The sequence below is a fragment of the Leisingera sp. ABM4_060 genome (genome assembly GCF_056158765.1).
The window spans coordinates 15,159-37,499 of record NZ_JBSWTX010000004.1; the positions used below are offsets into that span (position 1 = coordinate 15,159).

Here is a 22,341-nt window from a genome sequence, read left to right on the forward strand (position 1 = left end):
GAACAGCGCCCTGGTCCAAGGATGCAATCCTTGGCCGGGGACCAAATCGCTGTCCTGAACCAGGGCTGGGCGGGCCCGGGGTCAAACCCCGGGCCCGCCGTTCCTATGGCTCAGATAGCGTGACCCCAGATGTCACTGTAGCTGTCATCAAAGCCATCGTCGGATGCCAGCACCCGGATCGCCTCATAAGAGCCTGCATCGCCGGTGGTCACCGCGTTGATGCCGACACCGCCGATCGGGATCGCGTCCTGGCCCAGCGAGCTGTAGTAGCTCTCGTTGTTGGTCAGGCCGAGGATCTTCACCGTGGCGCCGCCCACTTCGATGGTGGTGTCGGTGCCGTCATCGGTGACGGTGGCATGGCCGTTCTCGTTCAGTTCCTCAAAGGCATCCTGAGCCGAGGTGCCGGTGCCGTCGCCGGTGTTGGTGACGCGGAACAGCAGCACATCGTGGTCCTGGTCAATGTCGAAATCCTTGATTTCGTCAGTGCCGTCGGCCGAGGTGAACTCGGTGCCGTCCCAGACCAGGTCGATGATGAAGACATCCTTGCCGTCGCCGCCTTTCAGGCAGTCGTCGCCTTCGCCGCCCTTCAGCCAGTCGTTGCCGTTGCCGCGGCCGCCGTTGAGCGTGTCATTGCCGCTGCCGCCGTCCAGGAAGTCATTGCCCTTGCCGCCGTCGAGGTAGTCATTGTCCTCTTCGCCGTAGAGGCAGTCCCGGCCGTTGTTGCCGTAAAGCGTGTCTTCGCCTTCGCCGCCTTCCAGAACGTCATCGCCGCCGTTGCCTTTCAGCTTGTCGTTGTCGTCATTGCCGTCCAGGAAGTCATCGCCGCTGTTGCCGTAGAGCGTGTCTTCGCCGTCATTGCCTTTGAGGACGTCGTTGTCCTCGCCGCCTTTCAGCTTGTCATCGCCGTCGTTGCCATGCAGCGTGTCTTCGCCCTTGCCGCCATACAGCCAGTCGTCATCCTCGCCGCCGTACAGCCGGTCGTCCTGATCGCCCCCTTTCAGGGTGTCGTCGCCGGTGCCGCCCTTGAGGAGGTCATCGCCGCCCTGGCCGTGCAGGCAGTCGTCATCGCCGTCGCCGTGCAGGGTGTCGTCACCGTGGCCGCCTTTGAGGATGTCGTCGCCGTCGCCGCCATGGGCCAGGTCGTTGCCGCGCTCGCCGTGGATGACGTCATTGCCGCCTTCCCCGAAGATGGTGTCGGCGCCGGAGCCGCCGCGGATGACGTCATTGCCGTCCGGGCCATCGTCATACGGCGTGTAGCAGTCCGGGCAGTCGACCTCGCGCAGGCCGTCTTCCATGGCATGCGCCGCAACAGTATCGCCATTCGGCTCTTCGTCGTCGCAGCAATCCCAGTCGATCTTGTAGAGATACTCGCCGTGCTCGGTGCCCAGGTTGTTGCCATGGTCGCCGAAGATCAGGTCGCCCTGGGCGCCGCCTTCCAGCACGTCGTTGTTGGAGCCGCCGCGCATGGTGTCCTTGCCGGCGCCGCCGTTGACGTCGTCGTCGCCGGAGCCGCCGTCCATCAGGTCGTTGCCGCGGCCGCCCTGCATCAGGTCGTTGTCGGCTTCACCGAACATGGTGTCGTCGCCGCCCTGGCCGTCCATGGTGTCATTGCCGTCGCCGCCCAGCATGCAGTCGTTGCCGTCGACCTGCTCGTCCTTGTTGCCGGTGCCGCTGTCGGCGCCGAAGTCGAGGTCGTCATTCTGCGACTGGCGTTCGTCGCCGAACATCTCGTCGTCGCCGGAGCCGCCGATCACCAGGTCGTCGCCGAGGCCGCCGGCCATCCGGTCATTGCCGCCCTGGCCGTTCATGCGGTCGTCGCCGTCGCGGCCGTACATGGTGTCGTCGCCGTCGTATTCGGTTTCGCCGGACTGGCCTTCGTCGCCCCACATCCAGTCGTCGCCGCCTTCGCCGTCCATGCAGTCGTCGCCGAGGTCGCCGTACATGTAGTCGCCGGCATCGCCGTCTTCGTAGCTGTAGTCGCCGTCAGCGTCGTCGCCGAACAGGACATCATCGCCGTTGCCGCCGAACACGCTGTCCTGATGCTCGCCGCCGAGGATGGTATCGTTGCCGTTTTCGCCTTCGATGTAATCGCAGCCTTTTTCGCCGTCCATCCAGTCGTCGCCGTCGTCGGTCTGGTTGCTGGCATCGCCGCCGAACATGGTGTCGTTGCCGGAGCCGCCTTCCATCAGGTCGTCGCCGCCCTGGCCTTCCATGTAGTCCTGGCCTTCTTCGCCATCGAGGCGGTTGTTGCGCTGGTTGCCGTAGATGGCATCATTGCCGGCTCCGGCCGAGGCGTTGTCGGCGGCGTTATGATCGTTCAGATTGATCACATTGCCGTCGGTGCCGCCCCATTCGGTGACGTCATTATTGTAATCCGGGTCGAATTTATTGTCGCTGAACCGGATGTCGCATGTCGGATCGCAGACATCCCAGTCTGGATTTCTGTCTTCAATACCCATGGTGAATTTCCTCCTCGTTAACTGTCCGGGGCTGAGCAGCGGGCTGCTGCCCGGGTCCGTGCCCCCGCCAGCGCCAATGCCGCTGGATGCGGCGGGCGCAAAAGGCGTCGCGGTGCCTTCTGGGGGTATTGCAGCGCATCCGCGCCGCTGCCGATGCCCCCAAATGGGGACAAAATGGCGCTTTACAGGGGCGGCATCTGCCAGCCGGTGCGGCTTTCAAGCGCCGCGGCGGCGGCCTGGGCGGCCGCCTGCAGCGGCCCGTGCCAATAGCTGCCCGCGGCCAGGGCCGCAGCGGCCAGCAAAAGCGCGGCCGCCGGGCCGCGCCAGCTGCGGCGCGGCGGCGGCGCGGCCCGGGCCAAAGCCTCGGAGACCGCCGCCTTGAGCACCGGTTCAAATTCGATCCTGAGCGCCCCCTCCATCCGGTTCACCGCCGCCTCCAGCTCGTCGATGCGGGCGCTGAGCGCGGCGCGGTCCTCTGCCGCCTTTTTCTCGGCGCGGGCGCCGAGCCCCTCGTTCAGGGTGGTGAACATGGCGGCGATGCGCTGGTGCAGCGCCACCAGATCCTCCTGCGCCGCCAGCGGGGTGGCCCCCTTGCGCAGCGCGGTGGCGATCTGCTCCAGCACCGCGGCGCTGAGCCGCGGCGGCGTGCCCGGCGCCTCCGGCGCCGTCTGTTCCGGCCGGGTCTGCGCGGGCCGGTTCTGGTCCGGGGTCTGGTCCGGGGCAGCGGCCTGCGCCGCGGCGGCCGGTTCTGCCTGCACGGGGTCCGCCTGCGCGGGCTCTGCCTGGGGCGGGCGGCCGGCCGGGGCGGGCGGGCCCTGCACCGGCGCGTCGAGCGTCAGCTTGTTCATGACGCCCTCCCCAGCGAGGCCTGCCAGGTCAGCCGCTGCGCCATCTCGGCGCGGCCCGCAGCCTGCAGCTTGGCCAGCACCCGCTTGGCGTAGGTGTTGAAGGTCTGCTCCTTGAGGCCGGCGATATGCGCCGCCTCGCGGTTGGAGAGGCCGAGCTGAATGAGCGCCGCCACCCGCGCCTCCGACGGCGACAGCCCCATTTTCTGGGCCAGCATCTCGATGCGGGTGCGGTCGGGCTGGCGCGGCAGGATCGCCACCACCAGCGGCGCCTCGGCGCCGGCGCAGCGGTAGCGGGTCAGCGACACCGGCAGCCGCATGCCGCTGGCGCGGTCCTCCAGGAACAGGATCAGCTCGCGGGCGCGGGTGGCATGGCCGCCGCCGCCGCCGCGGCGCGAGCGGGCGCATTCGGCCACCGCCGCATAGAAGCCCGCGGTGTCGCCCGGGCGGGCGCAGCGGAGGCGGCCGCCGCGGTCGCTGAGCAGGTCGCCGCTTTCCAGCATGTCGCGGCCCGATTCATTGCAATGCAGCAGCCGGCCCTCGCCGTCGAGCACCAGCACCGCCGAGTCGGTCTTCTTGGAGATGGTCCACAACAGCGCGCTGGTCACCGCCGCCTGGGTCTCGCCGGCCAGCTCGCGCAGCGCATCCTCGCGCAGCACCGGCCAGATCGCCTGCAGGATGTCGCCGCAATGGGCATCATGCGGGCCGTCCTCGAGCCTGAGCGCGATCAGGTCCTCGCTGCAGTCCTCGAAGCTGAAGGAAAACAGCGCCCAGCCGCGGCCCGCGGCCAGGTCGGCGGCCAGGCCGGCCGGCAGCCGGGCCGCCAGCGCCTGCGCCGCCGCCCCCCCCGGGCGGCGCGGCCGCAGGCCCTTGGCCCGGCCGGGCTGCAGCTGGCGCCGCAGCGCCGCCGCGGCGGTGTCCGGGCAGGTGTCGCCCAGGGCGCCGGCGCTGGTCAGAACCGGCGCGCTGCGCTGTCCCGGCTGCACCAGAGCCAATGATGTGAGAGAGGATATTTGCCTTTGCAGAGACTTCGAAAACAATAACTTGCCCGCTTGCGCAACGGACGCACTCAACATAACCATGTTGCCCCCCGGCATGACATTATGAATGCCCAGAAGGTAGCACGCCGGCCGCGGCGGCAAACCGGGCAGAGGGGGTACGCCAAAGGCCGGGGCAGGGCGGTGCGGCGCCGGGGCGGGGCGCGGAAAATACCACCATGGGGGTAGCCGCTTGGGGCAGGATGCGCCGAATCAAAAAACCCAGGGTTGTTTAACGGGAAAAGTAAAATATCTTAAAATTGTAAGATTGCCTTTGGAAACACTGCGTTTCCCCATTGGAGACAATGCCAAGGGGGTAAGGGAATTCCGGCAGATCGCGTGGAAAAACAGCCGCCTAGTGCCCGGGCCCCGGCGGCGGGCGGCGCGGCCCTGCCAAAAAGCACTGCTCCAGGAGGGGAAGTTTCTTAACAAAATCGGCTGGATTCGCTACGGTTTATCCACAGCAATGCGCATCAGAAGTGTTTGGACGCCCGTTTGCGCTGCCCGGTCCAGAGTGTTTTTTCCGGGTCTGTTCTGTTTTTATCACGATCCGGAAACGGCGGCGCAGAAGCGCGGCCGGGGCCACATCGGCAGCAGGCGGGTGAGTTTTGTTCCAGGGAGTGGCGGCGCATTGCCACAAGGGCAGCCTGCGGGGGTGGGCATGCCGCAAAAGCGCGCTCCCGAGGGACGGGCCGGAGCAGGATCCGGCCGTGGTTACGAGTAAAGGAGTTATTGGATGCCTGTTCACATTGTGGGGGAAAGCAGGCTTCTCAGGGACATGTTTCTGACTATCTGTGAAGCACATGATTATGAAACCGGGCACTGCTGCGGCAGCCTGGCGGATTTGCCGCCGCTGCCGGGAGAGGACCTGGTGCTGTTCTACAGCCATGACACCGGCGACGCGCTGGAGGCGGAGCTGCGCGGCTTCCGCGCCCGCAAGGGCGGCGCCCATCTGATCCTGGTCACCGGCGATGATTGCCCGCCCGCGGTGCAGGCGGCGCTGAGCGCCTATGCCGAGGCGGTGATCCCGGAGCGCAAATCGGCCGATGCGCTGATTGCGGCGCTGCAGGTGGTGCAGGACGGCTACCGCATCGTGCTGCCGGAGGCGGCGGCGGAAGGGATGGCGGTGCAGCCTTACCCGGCGCCGCGCGCGGCGCCGGTGAACGGCGCCCGCAACGGTGCGGGGGCGCAGGCGCATGGGCTGTCGGAGCGCGAGCAGCTCATCCTGGCCAAGCTGACCGAAGGCGCCACCAACAAGAGCATCGCCAATGAGCTGGGCATCTGCGAGGCCACGGTGAAAGTGCATCTGCGCACCTGCTTCCGCAAGATCGGCGCCAAGAACCGCACCCAGGCGGCGCTCTGGGCTTCCGAGCAGCTGCCGCCGGCGGCGGAGCCGCCGCGCCAGTGAGACAGCCGGCCCCGCCCGGGGCCGCAGCGCCATTAATAGAGCCGGCCCCGCCCGGGGCCGGCAGGGGCAAGAGCAAGGACGCAACAGGCGCGCCCGGCCGCAAGGGCCGGGACGCCGCTTGCCGGATGCGGGCGGGGCCGGGGCCCGCCGCATCCGGCCGGTGGCCAAAACAGCGCCCGGAAGCCTTTGGGGGCTGCCGGGGCGGTTCCAGCATCCTGACCGCTGCCGTGCAGCGGCTGCCAAAGACCGTATTTCAGGCCCGTATTTCAGGCCCGTATTCCAGGCTGGGATTTAGGCCGGGGTTTCAGGTCTGCATGCGCCCCTGATCCATCATGCCGGGCGCCGGGACAGCGCCAGGCGGCGGCGCCGGGCGGCTGGCCTGTTCAGCATAATCCGGATCAAGCCAGGCCGTTAAATCCAAACCTGCTATGGCGGCGGTTTCCTCAATGTCGGCCCGGTACAGGCCGTGCAGATACTCCAGCTCTTCCTGGGCATCACAGGAGATATGGGAATTATCCATGGACCTGATGATTTTATCCAGCGCCGGCGTGTAATCCGGAACCGCGCCCAGAAAGATGCAGAGCCTGTTGATCAGGGCTGTTTCATCCGCAAACAGCTCATCGGTGGTGCAAATGAAGACATTCTCCCTGCCAAAGCTGCTGAGCACTCTGTTGAGCTGGCCGCTGTAAAAACCTCTTTCCACATAGGACCATCTTCTATGGTGGCCTTCGGTCTTTTGCAGCCTGCGCCTGCCGGCGTCTGAAACCGCGGCGGCAAAGCTGAGCCTGTCGGCCCCGCGCGCCACTTCCATCTTCCAGTGGGACAGAGCCCGGAATGAAGGATGCCGCAGAATCACGATGATCTTTGCGCCGGGATTGTAACGCGCAATCCGTTCCATTGAATTCGGCCAGTACATGTAGACCGGCGTTGCGTCCCCGATGATGTGAGAGGCTTCGGCCTCTGCAAAGTGGCGGTGCAAAAGCCGGTAGTCCGGATTGCGCCAGTCGAGCATGTCCTGGTCGAAAAAGTGGATCTCTTTCCGGGCCTGCCTGAAAAACTGAGCGTTCGAGGTCATTTTCTCGAAAAGGGAGGTGGTGCCGCTCTTTTGAACGCCGGCTATGAAGTAGTCCAGTTTTCTGAATTGATCCGGCATCCTTGCGCCCCGCGGCACGGTCCAGGCCCGGTCCCGCAACCGGGCCTGGGCATTCAAGCACGGGAGCATAAGAGGCTGTTCTGAATTTTTTACAAACTTTGCAAACCGGGCGCCCCCGCCTGCGGCCGGATCGTTATGCGCCGTGCTTCCGGCTGGATCTTTATTCTCCGTGCCTCCGGCTAGACCTTGATCCTCCGTGCCTCCGGCTAAATCTTTATTCTCCGTGCCTCCGGCACGAGGGCATTGATCTGGGCGATATGCTCCGGCAGGCAGCGGCTCAGGAAATCGTATTTCTCCAGCACATGGGCGCGGGCGGCGGGGCCGATATGGGCGTAATCGCCGGGATTGGCCAGCACCTCCGCCACCTGGTCCGCCAGTTTTTCCGGGCTGAAGAAATCCACCAGAAGGCCGGTCTCGCCATGGCTGATCGCCTCGCGCACCGGCGCCACATCCGCCGCCACCACGGTGGCCTGCATCGCCATCGATTCCAGCAAGGACCAGCTCAGCACAAAGGGCATGGTCAGATAGATATGGCAGCGGCTCAGCTGGATGATCCGGGTGAGGTCGCCGTAAGGCACCTTGCCGAGGAAATGCACCCGGCTCCAGTCGACGCTGCCGCCCAGTTCCGCCTCCATCTCGCCGCGCAATCCGCCGGGGTGCTTGCTTTCGGCGCCGTAAGAGGTCTCGTTGCCGCCGATCATCAGGATCCGCGCCTTGGGGCGCTGCGCCTGGATCCGGGGCAGGGCGCGCATCATGATGTGGAAGCCGCGGGCGCGCTCCATGTTGCGGGCGATATAGGTGACCACCTCATCCTCGCGGCTGAGCGGTTTTTCCAGCCGCCCCAGGCCGATCGAGGCGCGCGGATCGGGGCCCAGCTTGTCGGCGCGGATGCCGTCATGGCAGAGATACATCCGGTCGTGGAAACTGGCCGGAAACCGGTCGCGCTGCCAGGCGGTGGGCACATGGCCCTGATCCACCAGCTCGATGCTGGCGTAAGGCACGGTGTTGCGCGCCTCGGCAAAGAAATAGGCCTGGTCGTTGGGCGGGTTTTCCGGGTCGAACCCCACCAGCCCGCCTTCGGTGCGGTAGAAATACTCGAAAAAGCCGATGATCGGGACGTCCGGGTAGGGGTCCTTCATATAGAGCAGCTCGCCCCAGCCGGTGTGGCCGATGATGATGTCGGGGGTAAAGCCCGCGTCGCGAAGCTGCCGCGCCGCCAGCGCCGCGCCAAGGCCGGTGCCTGCCGCCGCCTCCCAGTCCTTGGAGAGGCCGAAGGCGTCCTGTTCCGGGGTCCGGAACGGTTTGTAGGTGACCGTCTTGATGCCCTGCAGCTGCACGTCGCCGCGCTGGGTCAGGAACACGATCTCATGGCCGCCCTGGGCCGCCAGCCAGGGCGCAAGCTCGCGGTACTGGCCGGGCATATTCTGATGCACAAACAAAATCTTCATGGGCTCATGCTTGCCGCGCCGGCGCCCGGGATGCAAGCGCAGGCTGTGCCCCGCCCGCCGCCTGTTGCGGCAGGGCGGCGGTGGCGGCGCCTGGGCGGCAGCCGGGCGGCGGTGGGCTCTGGCGCCGCCGCCGCCCAGCCGCTAGGTGTGGAGGGCAAGGAAACACCCGCCAAACGGGGAGGGCAGGATGCAGATAGACGAGACGGGATTGCCGGGGCTGAAGGTGCTGACGCCGGCCCGCTTTGGCGATGCGCGCGGCTTTTTCAGCGAGAGCTGGAACAAGCGGCGGCTGGCAGAGCAGGGGATCGCTCTGGAGTTCGTGCAGGACAATCATTCGGTCTCGGCGGAGGCGGGCACGCTGCGCGGCCTGCATTTCCAGGCGCCGCCGCATGCCCAGGACAAGCTGGTGCGCTGCGGCCGCGGCGTGCTGTTTGATGTGGCGGTGGACATCCGCAGGGGCTCGCCCTCTTACGGGGCTTGGTTCGGCATTGAGCTGAGCGCCGAGAACGGCAGGCAGCTTCTGGTGCCCAAGGGCTTTCTGCACGGCTTCATCACCCGGGTGCCGGACACCGAGGTGATCTATAAATGCAGTGATTATTATGCGCCGGACTGCGACGGCGCCGTGGCCTGGGACAGCTGCGGCATCGATTGGGATTTCGAGGGCACCCCGGTGCTGTCGGAGAAGGACGCGGCAGCGGTGCGGCTGGCGGATTTCGACAGCCCCTTTGGCTGGGAAGGATAAGCGATGAAGATACTCATCACGGGCGGTGCCGGTTTCATTGGCTCGGCAGTGGTGCGGCTGGCGGTCTCCCGCGGCCATCAGGTGGTGAATCTGGATGCGCTGACCTATGCCGCCTGCCTGGACAATGTGGCGGAGGCTGCGGACAGCCCGCTGTATGCGTTTGAGCAGGCCGACATCCGCGACCGCGCCGCATTAGACACTGTTTTTGAGCGCCATGCCCCGGATGCGGTGATGCATCTGGCGGCGGAAAGCCATGTCGACCGTTCGATCGACGGGCCGGGCGATTTCATCGAGACCAATATCACCGGCACCTTCAACATGCTGGAAGCGGCGCGCAAATACTGGGTGCAGGCGGGCAGGCCGGTGGGTTTCCGGTTCCATCACATCTCGACGGATGAGGTCTACGGCTCGCTGCCTGCCGACCCTTCGGTGATGTTCACCGAAGACACCTCTTATGATCCGCGCTCGCCCTATTCCGCGAGCAAGGCGGCCAGCGACCATCTGGTGCGCGCCTGGGCGGAGACCTATGGCTTGCCGGTGGTGCTGACCAATTGCTCCAACAACTACGGGCCTTATCATTTCCCGGAAAAGCTGATCCCGGTGGTGATCCTCAATGCGCTGGCGGGCAAAGAACTGCCGATCTACGGCGACGGCTCCAATGTGCGCGACTGGCTTTATGTGGAAGACCACGCCGATGCACTCCTCCTGGTGGTGCAAAAGGGCGCGCTGGGGCGGTCCTATAATATCGGCGGCGAAAACGAGCGCAGCAACCTGGAGCTGGTGCAGACGCTCTGTGAAATCCTGGACCGCAAACGCCCGCGTGCAGACGGCAAGCCCTACAAGGACCAGATCACTTTTGTGAGTGACCGGCCGGGCCATGACGCGCGCTATGCGATCGATCCCTCCCGCATCCGGCAAGAGCTGGGCTGGCGGCCGTCGGTCACGGTCGAGGAAGGGCTGGAGAAGACCGTGCAGTGGTATCTCGACAACGAGCCCTGGTGGCGGGCGCTGCAGGGCCGCGACGGGGTTGGTGAGCGGCTGGGGACGGGCGAGTGAGCCGGCCGGGCCGGCTGCCATGCTGACTGCGCATCTGCCGTCTGGCTATGTGCTGGCGCGGCTGGCGCCTGAGGGGCAGGGCAGGTGGGGGCTGATGCCCGCCGCGCTGATTGGCGCGGTGCTGCCGGATTTTGACATGCTGTGGTTTCATTTTGTGGATCAGGGCCAGATCCACCATCACCGCTACTGGGTGCATGTACCCGCCTTCTGGGCCGCCATTGCGGCTCTGACATTGCCGGTTCTGGCGGTTTTTCACCGCCGCTGGCTGGCGCCGGCGGCGATGGTCTTTGCCGCGCTTCTGCTGCATCTGGTGCTGGACAGCATTGGCGGCGGCATCCTGTGGGGCGCCCCCTTCAGCGATCATCTTTTTACGCTGGTGGAGGTGCCCGCCAGCCAGCCCCATTGGGTGCTGTCGTTCCTGCTGCACTGGACCTTCCTGCTGGAGCTGGGCATCTGGGGCTGGGCTGCGGTTCTGTGGCGCAGGCGGCATCCGGCCAGCGGCGGCTGAAGGCTTTCCTGCTGGAAAGCCTGCCTCCGGCGGGGATATTTTGGGCCAGAAGAAGAGGCGGACTCAGGGCATGGAAAAGGAGACCAGATGATCCTTGTTTTTGGCAAGACCGGCCAGCTGGCGCGGGAGCTGGCGGCGCAGGGCGGCGTCACCTGCCTGGGCCGCGATCAGGCGGATCTGTCTGATCCCGGCGCCTGTGCCGCAGCGGTCCGGCAGGCCGCGCCTGCCGCCGTGATCAATGCCGCCGCCTATACCGCGGTGGACAAGGCGGAAAGCGAAGAGGCCCTGGCAACCGTGATCAACGGCGAGGCCCCGGCTGCGATGGCGCAGGCCTGCGCGGATTTGGGCATTCCCTTTGTCACCGTCTCTACCGATTATGTCTTTGACGGCAGCGGCGCGGCGCCCTGGCGGCCGGGCGATGCGCCCGCGCCGCTGAACGCCTATGGCCGCTCCAAGCTCAAGGGCGAAGACGCCGTGCGCGCGGCCGGCGGCGCCTGGGCCGTCCTGCGCACCTCCTGGGTGGTCTCGAGCCACGGCAGCAACTTCGTCAAGACCATGCTGCGCTTGGGCAAGGAACGCGAGCGGCTGACCGTCGTCGCCGACCAGGCGGGCGCGCCGACGCCGGCGCGGGAGATTGCGGCGGCCTGCCTGGCGATGGCACGGCAGCTGGCTGAGAGCCCGGAAAAATCCGGCACCTATCATCTGGCGGGGGCGCCAGAGGTCAGCTGGGCCGGCTTTGCCCGGGAGATTTTTGCCCAGGCCGGCGTGGACTGCGCAGTGGAGGATATTCCCACCGCTGCCTATCCAACGCCCGCGGCGCGGCCCTTGAATTCGCGCCTCGATTGCTCTGCATTAGAGACGGTATTTGGCATTCCGCAGCCGGACTGGCGGGCGGGGCTCAGGGATATTCTGAAGGATTTGGGAGAACTGGCATGACAGATGGCAAGCCCGGCTCGGGTAGAAAAGGCATCATCCTGGCAGGCGGCTCGGGCACAAGGCTCTACCCGATCACCATGGCGGTCTCCAAGCAGCTGCTGCCGCTCTATGACAAGCCGATGATCTATTACCCGCTCAGCGTGCTGATGCTGGCGGGCATCCGCGAGATCTGCGTGATCACCACGCCGCAGGATCAGGAGCAGTTCATCCGGCTCCTGGGCGACGGCAGCCAATGGGGGGTGGCGCTCACTTACGTGGTGCAGCCCAGCCCGGACGGGCTGGCGCAGGCGTTTATCCTGGCGGAAGACTTCCTGGGCGGGGCGCCCTCGGCGCTGGTCTTGGGCGACAATATCTTCTTTGGCCATGGGCTGCCGAAGCTGCTGGCGGCGGCGGACCGCCAGGCCGCGGGCGGCACCGTCTTCGGCTATCACGTGGCCGATCCGGAACGTTACGGGGTGGTGGGGTTCAACGCAGACGGCACCGCCCGCGAGATCATCGAGAAACCGCCGGTGCCGCCCTCGAACTATGCGGTCACCGGGCTTTACTTCCTGGATGGCAGCGCGCCGCTGCGGGCGCGGAAGGTGACGCCGAGCCCGCGCGGCGAGCTGGAGATCACCGATCTGTTGCAGATGTATCTGGAGGAGGGGCTCTTAAGGGTCGAGACCATGGGGCGGGGCTATGCCTGGCTCGATACCGGCACCCATGGCTCGCTGCTGGATGCGGGCAATTTCGTGCGCACCCTGCAGGAGCGGCAGGGCCTGCAGACCGGCTGCCCCGAGGAGATCGCCTATGAGCAGGGCTGGATCGATGCGGCGCAGCTGCAGGCGCGGGCGGAGAAATTCGCCAAGAACGCCTATGGCGCCTATCTGGAAGGGCTGCTCAGGTAAGCAGCCGCTTGCCGGATACGGGCCCGTCCCCGGGCCGGCCTTTCCCCGCCGGTGCCTGGAGCGGGGTGAGGTTCACCGCCTTATTGAACATAAGACAGATTACAAGCTGCCCAGGCATCGCTCACACACATCCCGCACCGGAGGCCATGTTGCGGCCGGGAAACGATGGGATGCCAAAGCAAGCATGGCTGGCTTCGCCGGGGTCCGCTTGCTTGGAGGCAATTCCCGGAAACCCTCTGTCCGGCGCGTGCATATGCCTGCACATACGGTCTTTCAAGAGCTGCCACGGGATCCGTGGAAAAGCCGCTTCCGCCTGGGGGCAGAACGGGCTGGCACGGGGCTGCATCTTTTCGTAAACGGGAAACTGCCAAACACGGAGCGGCCCCCTTCCCGGGCGGCAATTGATCCGTAAACCCTTTGCCCCTAGGGTCGCAAAACCAACTTTGAAAGAGACGACTATGGCAGCAGAAGTGCTTTATATCGGTGGCTCCGGACGGACCGGCTCCACCTTCCTGTCGATGCTGTTATCTCAGAACGGCGACACCTGTAATATCGGCCAGATCCGGGACCTGCCTGCCGCGACCCGCCGGGAGGTGGAGTGCAGCTGCCAGGCGCCGCTCAAAGACTGCCGGTTCTGGTCGCAGGTCACCGGCAAGCTGGCCGCGCCCCGGGCGCTGCCCAAGCTGGCAAAGGGCTACTCCGCCTTCAAGGAAGATGTGCGCGAAAACCAGGAATGGAACAACGCCCGGCTGCGGGCCCGGCTGCGGCAGGATCACGCCGCATATCTTGCCGGCCTTTCAGAGCTTTATGGCGCAGCATCCGAAGTGGCGGGCAAGCGGATGCTGATTGACAGCTCCAAATCCCCGGAACAGGCCTATGCGCTGAGCCTGACCGGCACCATCACACTGCATACGCTTAATCTCGTGCGCGACCCGCGCGCGGTGGCAGTCAGCTGGTCCAAGCGCCAGTCCGACATGAAACGGCTGCGCGGCCAGAGCCGGGAATGGCGGCTGCGCCAGAAACTGTTTGCCCGTATCGGTGCCGCCGCCCCGGAGCGCTTCAAACTGCTGCGCTACGAAGATCTGACCGCCGCCCCCCGCGACACCATCCGGGAGATCCTGGCCTGGGCCGGGCGGGACAGCTCAACCGCCAATTTCACCAGCGGCTTCGAGGCCCGGGTGTCCTGGGATGATCTGCATCTGTTTCCGCCGGCCAATGAAGGGGTGCTGAAAGCGCGCGCGGAAGAGATCACCATCAAAGCCGCGGACAGCTGGAAAGATGCCAGGCACGCCGATCTCCACCGCATGGCGGAGGAGATCACTTTCCCCGCGGCCGAACGCTACGGCTATACACTCTGAGCCATGATCCGGTCGGTCAGCTGGGCAGAGAATTTTGCCCGGCCCTGCCACCAGTTAACGTGGTTCTTGTCGAGGAAGTCGGCGGCCTCCAGGTCGAACGCCTGGTCATCGATGATGGTGATGCCCAGCTCGGTGCTCAGCTCCTGCAGCAGCACAGAATAGCGGTCGTATTCCTGCGCCGCCCGCTCCGCCCCGAGCCCGGGGTGATTGAGCGGGTGGATGGCCACTGCCAGCTGGTCCGACACGTCCGCCAGTGCCCGCACCCCGCGCAGCCAGGCGGCGACGGCGGTTTCGTCGACCGGCACCTGCCCCAGGAACATGTCACGGATTTCGGTGTTGCGGCGCTTCATCCAGTTGGGTTCAGCCGCCTCTTGCCGGGCCTTGCGGCGCGGGGTCAATGTGCCCCGGGTCTGCAGCGTCCAGAGGCTGTCCGCACTGTCATCGCCCGGCGCTTCAATCCGGCCCGCCAGGTAATCGCGCACGATTTCCAGGTCGCCGGCCGGCGGCAGCACGCTGAGATGCATCGGATCCAGTTCCGCCACCCCCCAGCGCAGCCGCTTCCCTGAGGCCTGCAGAGTGTCGCGGACGAATTCACAGAGCTGGGCAATGCCTTCGGTGCTCAAGGCGCCGGCGCCGGCATTGGCCGCACAGATATCCAGCCCGTGCCCGGCCGCGCGGGCTTCGATGTCCTGGCTGGAAATGGCGCGCAGGAACCCGGAGGAACCGGTGAACAGCGCCAGCGGCTTGTCCGCAGCGCGGATCAGCTCGGGGAAGGTATCGATGAAATTGATCACCCGCTGGCTGCGCTTGTGCAGATCCGCCTTCTCCTTGTCCCCGCCGCTGCCGCCCTTCCGGGCCTTGGCCGCGGTATCAGCCCCGGCCAGGCCGCGCAATTTCCGCAGCTGCTTCCGGTTGCGGCCCTTGCCCTTTTGGGCAGCCTTCAGCAGCGCCTTGTTCTGCTTGCGCCGGCGGGCCAGCAGCCGGGCGATTTTTTTCAGCGGCAGATAGGACAGATCGCTGACGCCTTGCTGGTCCAGCTCCAGCCCGAAGGCCTTTTCCAGTTCCACCGTGAAGGTGACAAAGCCGAGGCTGTCGAGCCCGGCCTCCATCAAATTGCCGGCCGACAGGATATCGTCCGCCGCAATCGCCGGGTTAATCTTTTGGATCATCGCGATCAGCTTGCGCCGGCGCTTCTCTCCCCGGCGCCGGGCCGTCTCCTGGCTGCTGCCCTGCTCCAGCGCCGCCGCCAGCTGCGCGCCGACAGCGCCGCGGTCGATCTTGCCGGAAGCGTTGCGCGGGAATTGCGCAAAGGAGATCAGCCGCGACGGGGTCATGTAGTCCGGCAGCGTTTCCGCCGCCTGGGCCAGCAGCGCCTTTTCGTCGCCGGCGTAGCCTTCTATGGCCGCCGCCAGCGCGGTGGGAACCGGCGCTTTCAGCGGCAGCGGCACGGCAATGGCGTTATGGCCATTGCTGGCCGCGCGCAGCCTGGCTTCAATCTCGCCCAGCTCGACCCTGTAGCCGCGGATCTTGATCTGGTTGTCGATCCGGTCGATGAACTGGATCTGCCCGTCCGGCGCCGCTTTCACCCGGTCGCCGGTGCGGTAGTAAAGCTTGCCGTCCGCCGGGCGCCGGACAAAGGCGGCAGCCGTCTTTTCCGGATCATTGAGGTAGCCGCCGGCAACCTGCGGGCCGCTGATCAGCAATTCACCGGCCTCGCCGGCAGGCACCGGGTTCAGGGCTTCATCCGCAATCAGGGTCTCCATGCCGGGGAAGGCCGTTCCGATGGGCACGAGGTTGAAGCGTCCGGCGGCCGCGCCGCTGGCCGGGATCCGGAAAGCGGTGCAGGAAATCGTCGCTTCGGTCGGGCCGTACCAGTTCTCGACCCGCTGGCCAGTGGCGCTGGCCCAGGCCGCCGCCAGATCGCCCGGCAGCGCCTCGCCGCAGAACAGCGACAGCCGGAGGCCGGACAGCGATCCCGGGGCCAGCGCCCCTTGCAGCAGCATCTTCTGGCCCAGCGTCGGCACCGAGAACCAGCAGGTCAGCTGGTGGCCGCGGATGTAGTCCGCAGGGTTTTCGAGATCTTCCAGGGAGGGCACCACGAGATGTGCGCCCGCCCGCCAGGCCACGAACATGTCATGCACCGACAGATCGAAGGTCAGGTCGAAATTCTGGCTGAGCCGGTCCGCCGGGCCGTAGTCCGTCATCGTGAAGACGGCGTCGAGATAGGCCTCCAGATTCGCATGCCGGATCGGCACCCCTTTGGGCACGCCGGTGCTGCCGGACGTGAACAGCATATAAGCATAAGGACTGCTGTGGCGCGGTGCGGGCAGCGGCCTGGCACTGCCGGCCGCCAGCAGGCCGGCGCCCAGCTCCAGCGCCACAGCCGCGGACCCGGAGGATGCCAGAATGCTGGCGGCATTGCTGGCATCCTCGGGCCGGTGGGCCAGGAAGGCCGCGCCGGAGCGGGTCAGAATGGCGGCATTGCGGTCGGGCGGGAATTTCGGATTGAGCGGCACATAGGCGCAGCCGCGCATCAAGGCCCCCAGAATGGCGGCATAGCTGGCAAGCCCCCGGTGGGCATAGAAGGCGGCAACCGGCTGCTGGCCTTCCGCCTCGCAAGCGGCAATTGCCGCCGCCGCCGCTTCCGCCGCCGCCCGCAGTTCCGCATAGGTATAGCTGCGGCCATCAGCCGTCAGCGCCAGCGCTTCGGGATGTTTCTCTGCCGAGTGCAGAAAATCCGTACAGGCGCGCCAGCCGGCTGTTGAGGCGGCGGGGGAAATGATGTCCGAAGCCTGGTCCATTCGAAGTCCTTTGCAAAACGGTTGGCGGCAATCCAATCAGGGATTTCCTAGCGTGCAGGTCAATGCTGAGCAACTGGTGATTGCCCTGCCCGGGCACCGGCAAACCGCCGGGTGCGGCCGGGCAGAGACCTCTTGCAAATCCCGGGTCAAGCCCCGGTTCAAGCCCCAGTCAAGCCCGGTCAGATATTGCTGGCGCGGCTGAAGACACCGAAGAAGTTGCCGAAGATATTGGAGATGGTCAGCGCGTCGTTGATCGGCAATTCGGTGGCCATCACCAGATCGCCCGGATTGATCTGGAAGTTGCGCGCCGAGAACAGCCCGTCGGCGGAGGTCAGATCCAGCGAGAACACCACCCGCTGCTGGCGCGGCCCGCGCACGCCGGGCGCCACCGCTTCGGCCGGGTATTCGCGCAGGATCAAGAGCCCCTGCGGGTCCGCCTTTCCGTCCTGAAAGCCGCCCGCGACGGACATCGCATCCATCGCCGACATCTCGTCCTTGGAGAAGATATGCAGATCCTCCTCGCCGGTGGCGCCGAAGGAGAGGAAATAGCGCGCATCCTCCTCAACGAACACCCGGTCGCCGCCCCTGAGCAGCGTGTCCAGGCGCGGGTTGTTCAACAGGGTGCCGACCGAGGTGCCATAGATTGACTGGCCGCGCACCAGGCGGATCTGCGGGTTGTTGAGGTCTGAGCTGATGCCGCCGCCGGCCGAAATCAGCCCCATCACCGTGTAGTTGCGGTCGGGCATCGGATAGGTGCCGGGCTGGGCCACGCCAGAGACCAGATCGACCGAATTGTTGCGCCCTTCGGCCATCGCCAGCTGCACCTGGGCCGACGGCACCACCGGCTCCAGCGCCTCCTGCAGTTTGCGCCGCGCCAGGTCCGGGGTCAGCCCCAGCACGTTCACATCCCCCACATAGGGCATGAAAATGCTGCCGTTGGCCGCCACTTTCATATCCTGCAGCTGCACCATCCGCTGCTCGGCCGCGGTCAAAAGCGAATTGTCGTTGCTGTCCCAGATGCTGAGCGTCAGCAGATCGCCGGGCTGGATGATCTGGGTTTTGGCGCCCTGGTGGCCGTGCAGCCAGCCCAAGCGCTCCTGCTTGCCGGTGGCGGGCCATGCGGCCACTGTGGGCAGCAGCGACCGGTTCACCTGGTAAAGTGCGAAATTGGCATCCGCCTCGCCGGCTTCTTTCAGGATCTCCTCGCTGGCGGGGGCGCCGCCGGGCAGGCGTGAACAGGCGGCGGGCAGGAGGGTCAGGGCGGCCGCGGCCAGCCAGGGAAGGAATTTCAGCATCGGGAGCCTGTCTTTGAAGCGCACAGGGAACCGCCCTGGATCATGCCCGGGGGAACCGCTTTGATTTTTGTCCGGGCAGAGGATACTGGGCTGGGCCAAAGGGTTCAACAGGAACGGGCAGCAGACATGGGGAAACCAGCCGTAATGGTTCTGGGCGCAACAGGCCGCATCGGCAGGCTGCTGCAGCTCATCCCGCCGCCGGGTCTGCAGCTGCGGCTGCAGGCCCGCCAGCCGCGGGCCGGGACCGGCAGGCGGGCGGGCGGCTGGCATATCTGCGATCCGCTGGCGGAGCCGGACGCGCTGGCGCGCGCCGCGCAGGGCTGCGGCAGCATTCTCTGCCTGGCCGGGGTGGTGAATGGGCGGCCGGAGGGCCGGATGGAGGACAACATCCGCCTGGGCGAAGCGGCCGTGCGGGCCGGCGCCGCGGCGGGCGCCCGGGTGCTTCTGGCCTCCTCGGCGGCGGTCTATGGCGCCCAGGCGGGCCTTTTGAGCGAGCAGGCCCCTGTGCAGCCCGCCAATGCCTATGGCGCTGCCAAAGCGGAAATGGAGCGGCGCAGCGCCGCCTTGGGCGCCAGGCTCGGCGTGCCGGTCTGCGCCCTGCGAATCGGCAATACCGCCGGTTTCGACGCAATCCTCGGCGGCTGGCGCCCGGGGTTCTCGCTGGACCGTTTCCCGGACGGGCGCAGCCCGCGGCGCAGCTATATTGGCGTGCAGGCCCTGGCCCGGGCGCTGGGGGCGCTGCTGCAGCTGCCGGAGCTGCCGCCCGCCCTGAACATCGCCCAGCCCGGCCCGGTGGAGATGGCGGCGCTGCTGCGGGCCGCCGGGCGCCCCTTTGACTGGGCGCCGGCGCCGGAGACCGCGATCGCGGAGGTGGCGCTGGACACCGGCCTGCTGCAGGCGCTGCTGCCCGCCGCCCTGGCGCAGGCCGCGCCTGCGCAGATGGCAGCCGAATGGGCTGCATTAGAGGCGCATTTCACCAAGGAGCAAAGCCGATGACCTGGCGCAAACGGATGTTCGATCTTTTCTTTGCCAGCCTGCTGGCCGTGCTGCTGGGGCCCATCCTGCTGCTGCTGATGGGCTGGCTCCTGTGGAAGGAGGGGCGGCCGCTGTTTTACGCCGGGGAGCGGATGAAGGGGGTGGATCAGCCGTTCGCCTTATGGAAGCTGCGGACGATGACGGTGGCAGAGCAGGACACCGGCGTGTCCGGCGGCGACAAATCGGCCCGTATCACCCGCACCGGCGCCTGGCTGCGCAGCAAACGCCTGGATGAGGTCCCGCAACTGTGGAACATCCTCAAGGGCGACATCTCCTTTGTCGGCCCGCGCCCGCCCCTGCGCCAGTATGTGGAGGCGCATCCCGAACTCTATGCAAAAGTGCTGAAGTCGCGCCCGGGGGTCACCGGGCTGGCCTCGATCGCGTTTCACCGCCACGAGGCGGCGCTTTTGGCGCGCTGCCGGACAGCGGAGGAGACGGATGCGGTTTATTCCCGGCTCTGCGTGCCCAGGAAAGCGCGGCTCGATCTGATCTACCAGCGCCATCAGAGCATGTGCCTGGACTTCGATCTGGTGTTCCAGACCATCGGCAACATGTTCCGCCGCGGCGCGTAAGGCGCCTGGCCGGCCGCCGCTCAGAACAGGAAGTCATCCGCATCCAGCTGGCCGGGGCGCAGATTTTCCAGAAACAGGCTGCCGCTGCCGCTGCTGATCAGCGTGCCGCCATCCTGGCGGCTGATCCCGAGCTCCGCAAAGCTGCCCGCACCGGTGCCGGCCAGGCTGATCCGGTCCGCCCCCGCCGCAAAATCCGCAATCGTGTCATCGCCGCTGGCAAAGACAAAGACGTCAGCGCCGGCGCCGCCCAGCAGCAGATCATCGCCGCCCTGCCCCAGCAGCACATCTTCCCCGCTGCCGCCGCGCAGCAGGTCCGCCGCCGCACCGCCTTTCAGCACATCGCCGCCGCCGCCGCCCTGCAGCGTATCGCGGCCCGCGCCGCCCTCCAGCCGGTCATTGCCCTCGCCGCCCTCCAGCCGGTCGCGGCCTTCGCCGCCGTCCAGCCTGTCGCGGCCCGCGCCGCCCTCCAGGCTGTCTTCGCCCTCACCGCCCTCCAGCAGATCGCCCTCGCTGCCGCCCGCCAGCAGATCATCGCCGCCCTGCCCCAGCAGCACATCCTTGCCGCTGCCGCCGCGCAGCAGGTCCGCCGCCGCACCGCCTTTCAGCACATCGCCGCCGCCGCCGCCCTGCAGCGTGTCGCTGCCTGCGCCGCCCTCCAGCCGGTCATTGCCCTCGCCGCCCTCCAGCCGGTCGCGGCCTTCGCCGCCGTCCAGCCTGTCGCGGCCCGCGCCGCCCTCCAGGCTGTCTTCGCCCTCACCGCCCTCCAGCAGATCGCCCTCGCTGCCGCCCGCCAGCAGATCATCGCCGCCCTGCCCCAGCAGCACATCCTTGCCGCTGCCGCCGCGCAGCAGGTCCGCCGCCGCACCGCCTTTCAGCACATCGCCGCCGCCGCCGCCCTGCAGCGTGTCGCTGCCCGCGCCGCCCTCCAGCCGGTCATCGCCCTCGCCGCCTTCCAGCCGGTCGCGGCCTTCGCCGCCGTCCAGCCGGTCGCGGCCCGCGCCGCCTGCCAGGCTGTCGCCGCCGTTACCGCCCCACAGCCTGTCGCCTCCCTTCAGGCCCTCCAGACGATCGCTGCCGCCCAGCCCGTAAAGCGCATCGCGGCCGCTGGTGCCCTCCAGCCGGTCGCGCCCGCCGCTGCCGTAATAGCCGCCGCCGGGCAGGGTCACCCCCGGCGCCTGGCGCCCGGGAAAGGAGAACCGCAGGCTGGGGCCGAAGACATCCTCCAGCGCCAGCCGGCTGCCATCGGCGCTGTTCAGGTAGATCACCATGTCCTCCCACAGCAGCCGGATGCCCTGGCTGCGCCCCTTCACCTGCAGCTGGGCGGGGCTGTAGAGACCCTCGAACAGCGACAGGTCCAGCAGATCCTCGCCTGGGGTGAAATCCTGCACAAAGGCCTGCGATGCGGCGGGATCGAGGACAAAGATATCGGCGCCGCTGCCGCCGGTGAGGGCGCCGCCGCCGGGCCCTGCCACCAGCACGTCATCGCCGCCGAAGCCGTAAAGATCCGCACCGCTGCTGCCCGCCTCCAGCACATCGCCGGCGCTGCCGCCCTCCAGCCGGCTGTCCTGCGCTGCCGCGATGCCGCGCGCTCCCAGCTCCGCCAGCGGCAGGGTAAAGCGGCTGATGCCGGCTTCGGTTCCGGAGGCGGCAAACACCTGCAGCTGCCCGTCCGCCGCCACCGCCTCCAGCGCGGTGGCATTCTGCAGCCCCATGCCGGGCTGATGCTCCAGGCTCTGCAGGTGGATCAGCTCGCCGCCCGGGGTCAGGGTGAACAGGCTCAGGCCGCCGTCATTGCCCGCCGCCAGCACCAGCACATGGCCCTCTGCCTCGACCACCTCCAGCGCGCTGATGCCGCCAAAGCGGGTCATCGCGGTGTCCTGCAGCTGGGCGGCAAACTGCAGCTCCCCGTCCGCCGCCACCCGGATCAGGGTGAGCGAGCTGCTGCCCGCCGCCGCCAGCAGCGCCCAGCCCTGGCCGTCCGCGGCAAAGGTTTCCAGCGCGCTGAGGGTGGAGACCGACAGCCCCTGCCCGGCGCCCAGGCTGCCGCCCGGGCTGAGCGCGCCGCTGGCGGCATCGGCGCGGAAGCCGTGCACCCCCTGGCTGTCCGCCGCCAGCAGCACCGGCCCGCCGGGGGTCTCCACCGCGGCCAGCAGGGCGCCGGGCTCCAGGCTGTAGGCGCTGCTGCTGCCGCCCGCGGCGGCCTGGCCCTGCACCGCGCCGTCCGCATCCAGCCGCCAGCCCTGCAGCCGGCCGCTGGCGCCGCCGATTGCGTAAAACGCCGCCTGGCCGCCCGCCAGCTCCAGCATCGCCACCGCGCCGAAACCGCCGGCCCCGGCGCCGGCCAGGCTGTCCTGCTGCTGGCTGCCCAGCCCGCCGCCCGCCTGCAGCTGGTAGAAGGTCAGGCTGCTCTGGCTGGTGCCGCCCTGCAGCAGCCGCAGCTGGCCGCCCGCCTGCGCCAGTTCGAAATCGCCGGTGCGCAGCCCGGCCTGGCCATGCAGCTGCTGGCCGGCCAGCTGCGGCGTGCTGCCGTCCGCCTGCAGCTGCCAGCGGCTGAAGCCGCCGTTCAGGCCGGTGGCCGCATAAAGCGTGGCCTCACCGCCCTGCACGGCGATTTCCAGATCGCGCAGATCGGTGCCGAAAATCAGATCCTCTGTCCCGAACCGTTCCGTGAATGCCAGCGCCATGATCCGCTCCTTTTGCGTTTTGCCGGGGGGAAGACTGGCCGGGCAGGCAGGCGCGAAACGGGCATCAAAGCGGGCAAAGCCGGGGCTTTTGTTTACGAATTGACGACAATTGCCGGA

At 67.3% G+C, this 22,341-nt stretch carries 18 protein-coding genes; 10 read left to right on the top strand and 8 right to left on the bottom strand.

The features are described 5' to 3' along the window. Positions 1-110: 110 nt before the first annotated feature. From ACXAEH_RS22585 to ACXAEH_RS22595, 3 genes are all read right to left on the bottom strand, one after another. Positions 111-2,459: a calcium-binding protein gene (locus ACXAEH_RS22585; RefSeq protein ID WP_475036319.1), complete on the bottom strand. Its 2,349-nt coding sequence runs from the start codon at positions 2,457-2,459 to the stop codon at positions 111-113. Positions 2,460-2,641: 182 nt separating this feature from the next. Further along, positions 2,642-3,307, bottom strand: a complete 666-nt coding sequence (locus tag ACXAEH_RS22590) for a hypothetical protein (RefSeq protein ID WP_475036321.1) — start codon at positions 3,305-3,307, stop codon at positions 2,642-2,644. Then, positions 3,304-4,290, bottom strand: coding sequence for a helix-turn-helix transcriptional regulator (locus ACXAEH_RS22595; protein ID WP_475036358.1), 987 nt, complete (start codon positions 4,288-4,290; stop codon positions 3,304-3,306). The genes ACXAEH_RS22590 and ACXAEH_RS22595 overlap by 4 nt, the downstream gene beginning before the upstream one ends. A gap of 244 nt (positions 4,291-4,534) precedes the next feature. On the opposite strand from ACXAEH_RS22595, the gene ACXAEH_RS22600 reads away from it, so the two are divergent. Both ACXAEH_RS22600 and ACXAEH_RS22605 read left to right on the top strand, forming a co-directional pair. Further along, positions 4,535-5,065: a hypothetical protein gene (locus ACXAEH_RS22600; RefSeq protein WP_475036322.1), complete on the top strand. Its 531-nt coding sequence runs from the start codon at positions 4,535-4,537 to the stop codon at positions 5,063-5,065. A gap of 54 nt (positions 5,066-5,119) precedes the next feature. Beyond that, complete coding sequence (locus ACXAEH_RS22605) at positions 5,120-5,749, top strand: response regulator transcription factor (RefSeq protein ID WP_475036324.1); 630 nt, start codon at positions 5,120-5,122, stop codon at positions 5,747-5,749. A 304-nt stretch (positions 5,750-6,053) separates the two neighbouring features. Here the strand turns inward: ACXAEH_RS22605 and ACXAEH_RS22610 are convergent, their stop codons facing one another. Further along, positions 6,054-6,971 (bottom strand): sulfotransferase domain-containing protein, encoded by a 918-nt coding sequence (locus ACXAEH_RS22610; protein ID WP_475036325.1) that lies wholly within the window; start codon positions 6,969-6,971, stop codon positions 6,054-6,056. Between the two features lie 137 nt (positions 6,972-7,108). Continuing rightward, positions 7,109-8,350 (bottom strand): glycosyltransferase family 4 protein, encoded by a 1,242-nt coding sequence (locus tag ACXAEH_RS22615; RefSeq protein ID WP_475036326.1) that lies wholly within the window; start codon positions 8,348-8,350, stop codon positions 7,109-7,111. 187 nt (positions 8,351-8,537) lie between these two features. Here ACXAEH_RS22615 and rfbC point away from each other — a divergent pair, with 187 nt between their 5' ends. The 6 genes from rfbC (at position 8,538) to ACXAEH_RS22645 (ending at position 13,837) form a co-directional block, all read left to right on the top strand. Continuing rightward, on the top strand, positions 8,538-9,092 hold the full coding sequence (gene rfbC / locus ACXAEH_RS22620) for a dTDP-4-dehydrorhamnose 3,5-epimerase (RefSeq protein ID WP_475036328.1): 555 nt from the start codon (positions 8,538-8,540) through the stop codon (positions 9,090-9,092). 3 nt (positions 9,093-9,095) lie between these two features. Beyond that, the gene (gene rfbB / locus ACXAEH_RS22625) at positions 9,096-10,148 is read left to right on the top strand and encodes a dTDP-glucose 4,6-dehydratase (protein WP_475036329.1); all 1,053 of its coding nucleotides are present in this window, start codon (positions 9,096-9,098) and stop codon (positions 10,146-10,148) included. Between the two features lie 19 nt (positions 10,149-10,167). Further along, the gene (locus ACXAEH_RS22630) at positions 10,168-10,656 is read left to right on the top strand and encodes a metal-dependent hydrolase (RefSeq protein WP_475036330.1); all 489 of its coding nucleotides are present in this window, start codon (positions 10,168-10,170) and stop codon (positions 10,654-10,656) included. A gap of 87 nt (positions 10,657-10,743) precedes the next feature. Beyond that, positions 10,744-11,592, top strand: a complete 849-nt coding sequence (gene rfbD / locus ACXAEH_RS22635) for a dTDP-4-dehydrorhamnose reductase (RefSeq protein ID WP_475036332.1) — start codon at positions 10,744-10,746, stop codon at positions 11,590-11,592. Further along, entirely contained in the window at positions 11,589-12,479 is an 891-nt protein-coding gene (rfbA, locus tag ACXAEH_RS22640; protein ID WP_475036333.1) for a glucose-1-phosphate thymidylyltransferase RfbA, read from the top strand. Before rfbD ends, rfbA begins: the two co-directional genes overlap by 4 nt. Before the next feature lie 458 nt (positions 12,480-12,937). Beyond that, on the top strand, positions 12,938-13,837 hold the full coding sequence (locus tag ACXAEH_RS22645) for a sulfotransferase (RefSeq protein WP_475036334.1): 900 nt from the start codon (positions 12,938-12,940) through the stop codon (positions 13,835-13,837). Here the strand turns inward: ACXAEH_RS22645 and ACXAEH_RS22650 are convergent. Together ACXAEH_RS22650 and ACXAEH_RS22655 are read right to left on the bottom strand one after the other, a co-directional pair. Beyond that, positions 13,825-16,638 (bottom strand): amino acid adenylation domain-containing protein, encoded by a 2,814-nt coding sequence (locus tag ACXAEH_RS22650; protein ID WP_475036336.1) that lies wholly within the window; start codon positions 16,636-16,638, stop codon positions 13,825-13,827. The genes ACXAEH_RS22645 and ACXAEH_RS22650 overlap by 13 nt on opposite strands. A gap of 179 nt (positions 16,639-16,817) precedes the next feature. Then, positions 16,818-17,933 carry a polysaccharide biosynthesis/export family protein gene (locus tag ACXAEH_RS22655; protein WP_475036337.1) on the bottom strand — a complete coding sequence of 372 codons (1,116 nt, stop codon included), beginning with the start codon at positions 17,931-17,933 and terminating at the stop codon, positions 16,818-16,820. A gap of 126 nt (positions 17,934-18,059) precedes the next feature. Between ACXAEH_RS22655 and ACXAEH_RS22660 the strand changes: the two genes are divergently transcribed. Both ACXAEH_RS22660 and ACXAEH_RS22665 read left to right on the top strand, forming a co-directional pair. Beyond that, the gene (locus tag ACXAEH_RS22660) at positions 18,060-18,929 is read left to right on the top strand and encodes an NAD-dependent epimerase/dehydratase family protein (RefSeq protein ID WP_475036338.1); all 870 of its coding nucleotides are present in this window, start codon (positions 18,060-18,062) and stop codon (positions 18,927-18,929) included. Beyond that, the gene (locus ACXAEH_RS22665; protein WP_475036340.1) at positions 18,926-19,540 is read left to right on the top strand and encodes a sugar transferase; all 615 of its coding nucleotides are present in this window, start codon (positions 18,926-18,928) and stop codon (positions 19,538-19,540) included. Before ACXAEH_RS22660 ends, ACXAEH_RS22665 begins: the two co-directional genes overlap by 4 nt. 20 nt (positions 19,541-19,560) lie before the next feature. Here ACXAEH_RS22665 and ACXAEH_RS22670 read toward each other — a convergent pair whose 3' ends face one another. Further along, positions 19,561-22,224, bottom strand: a complete 2,664-nt coding sequence (locus tag ACXAEH_RS22670; RefSeq protein WP_475036341.1) for a calcium-binding protein — start codon at positions 22,222-22,224, stop codon at positions 19,561-19,563. Positions 22,225-22,341: the final 117 nt, after the last annotated feature.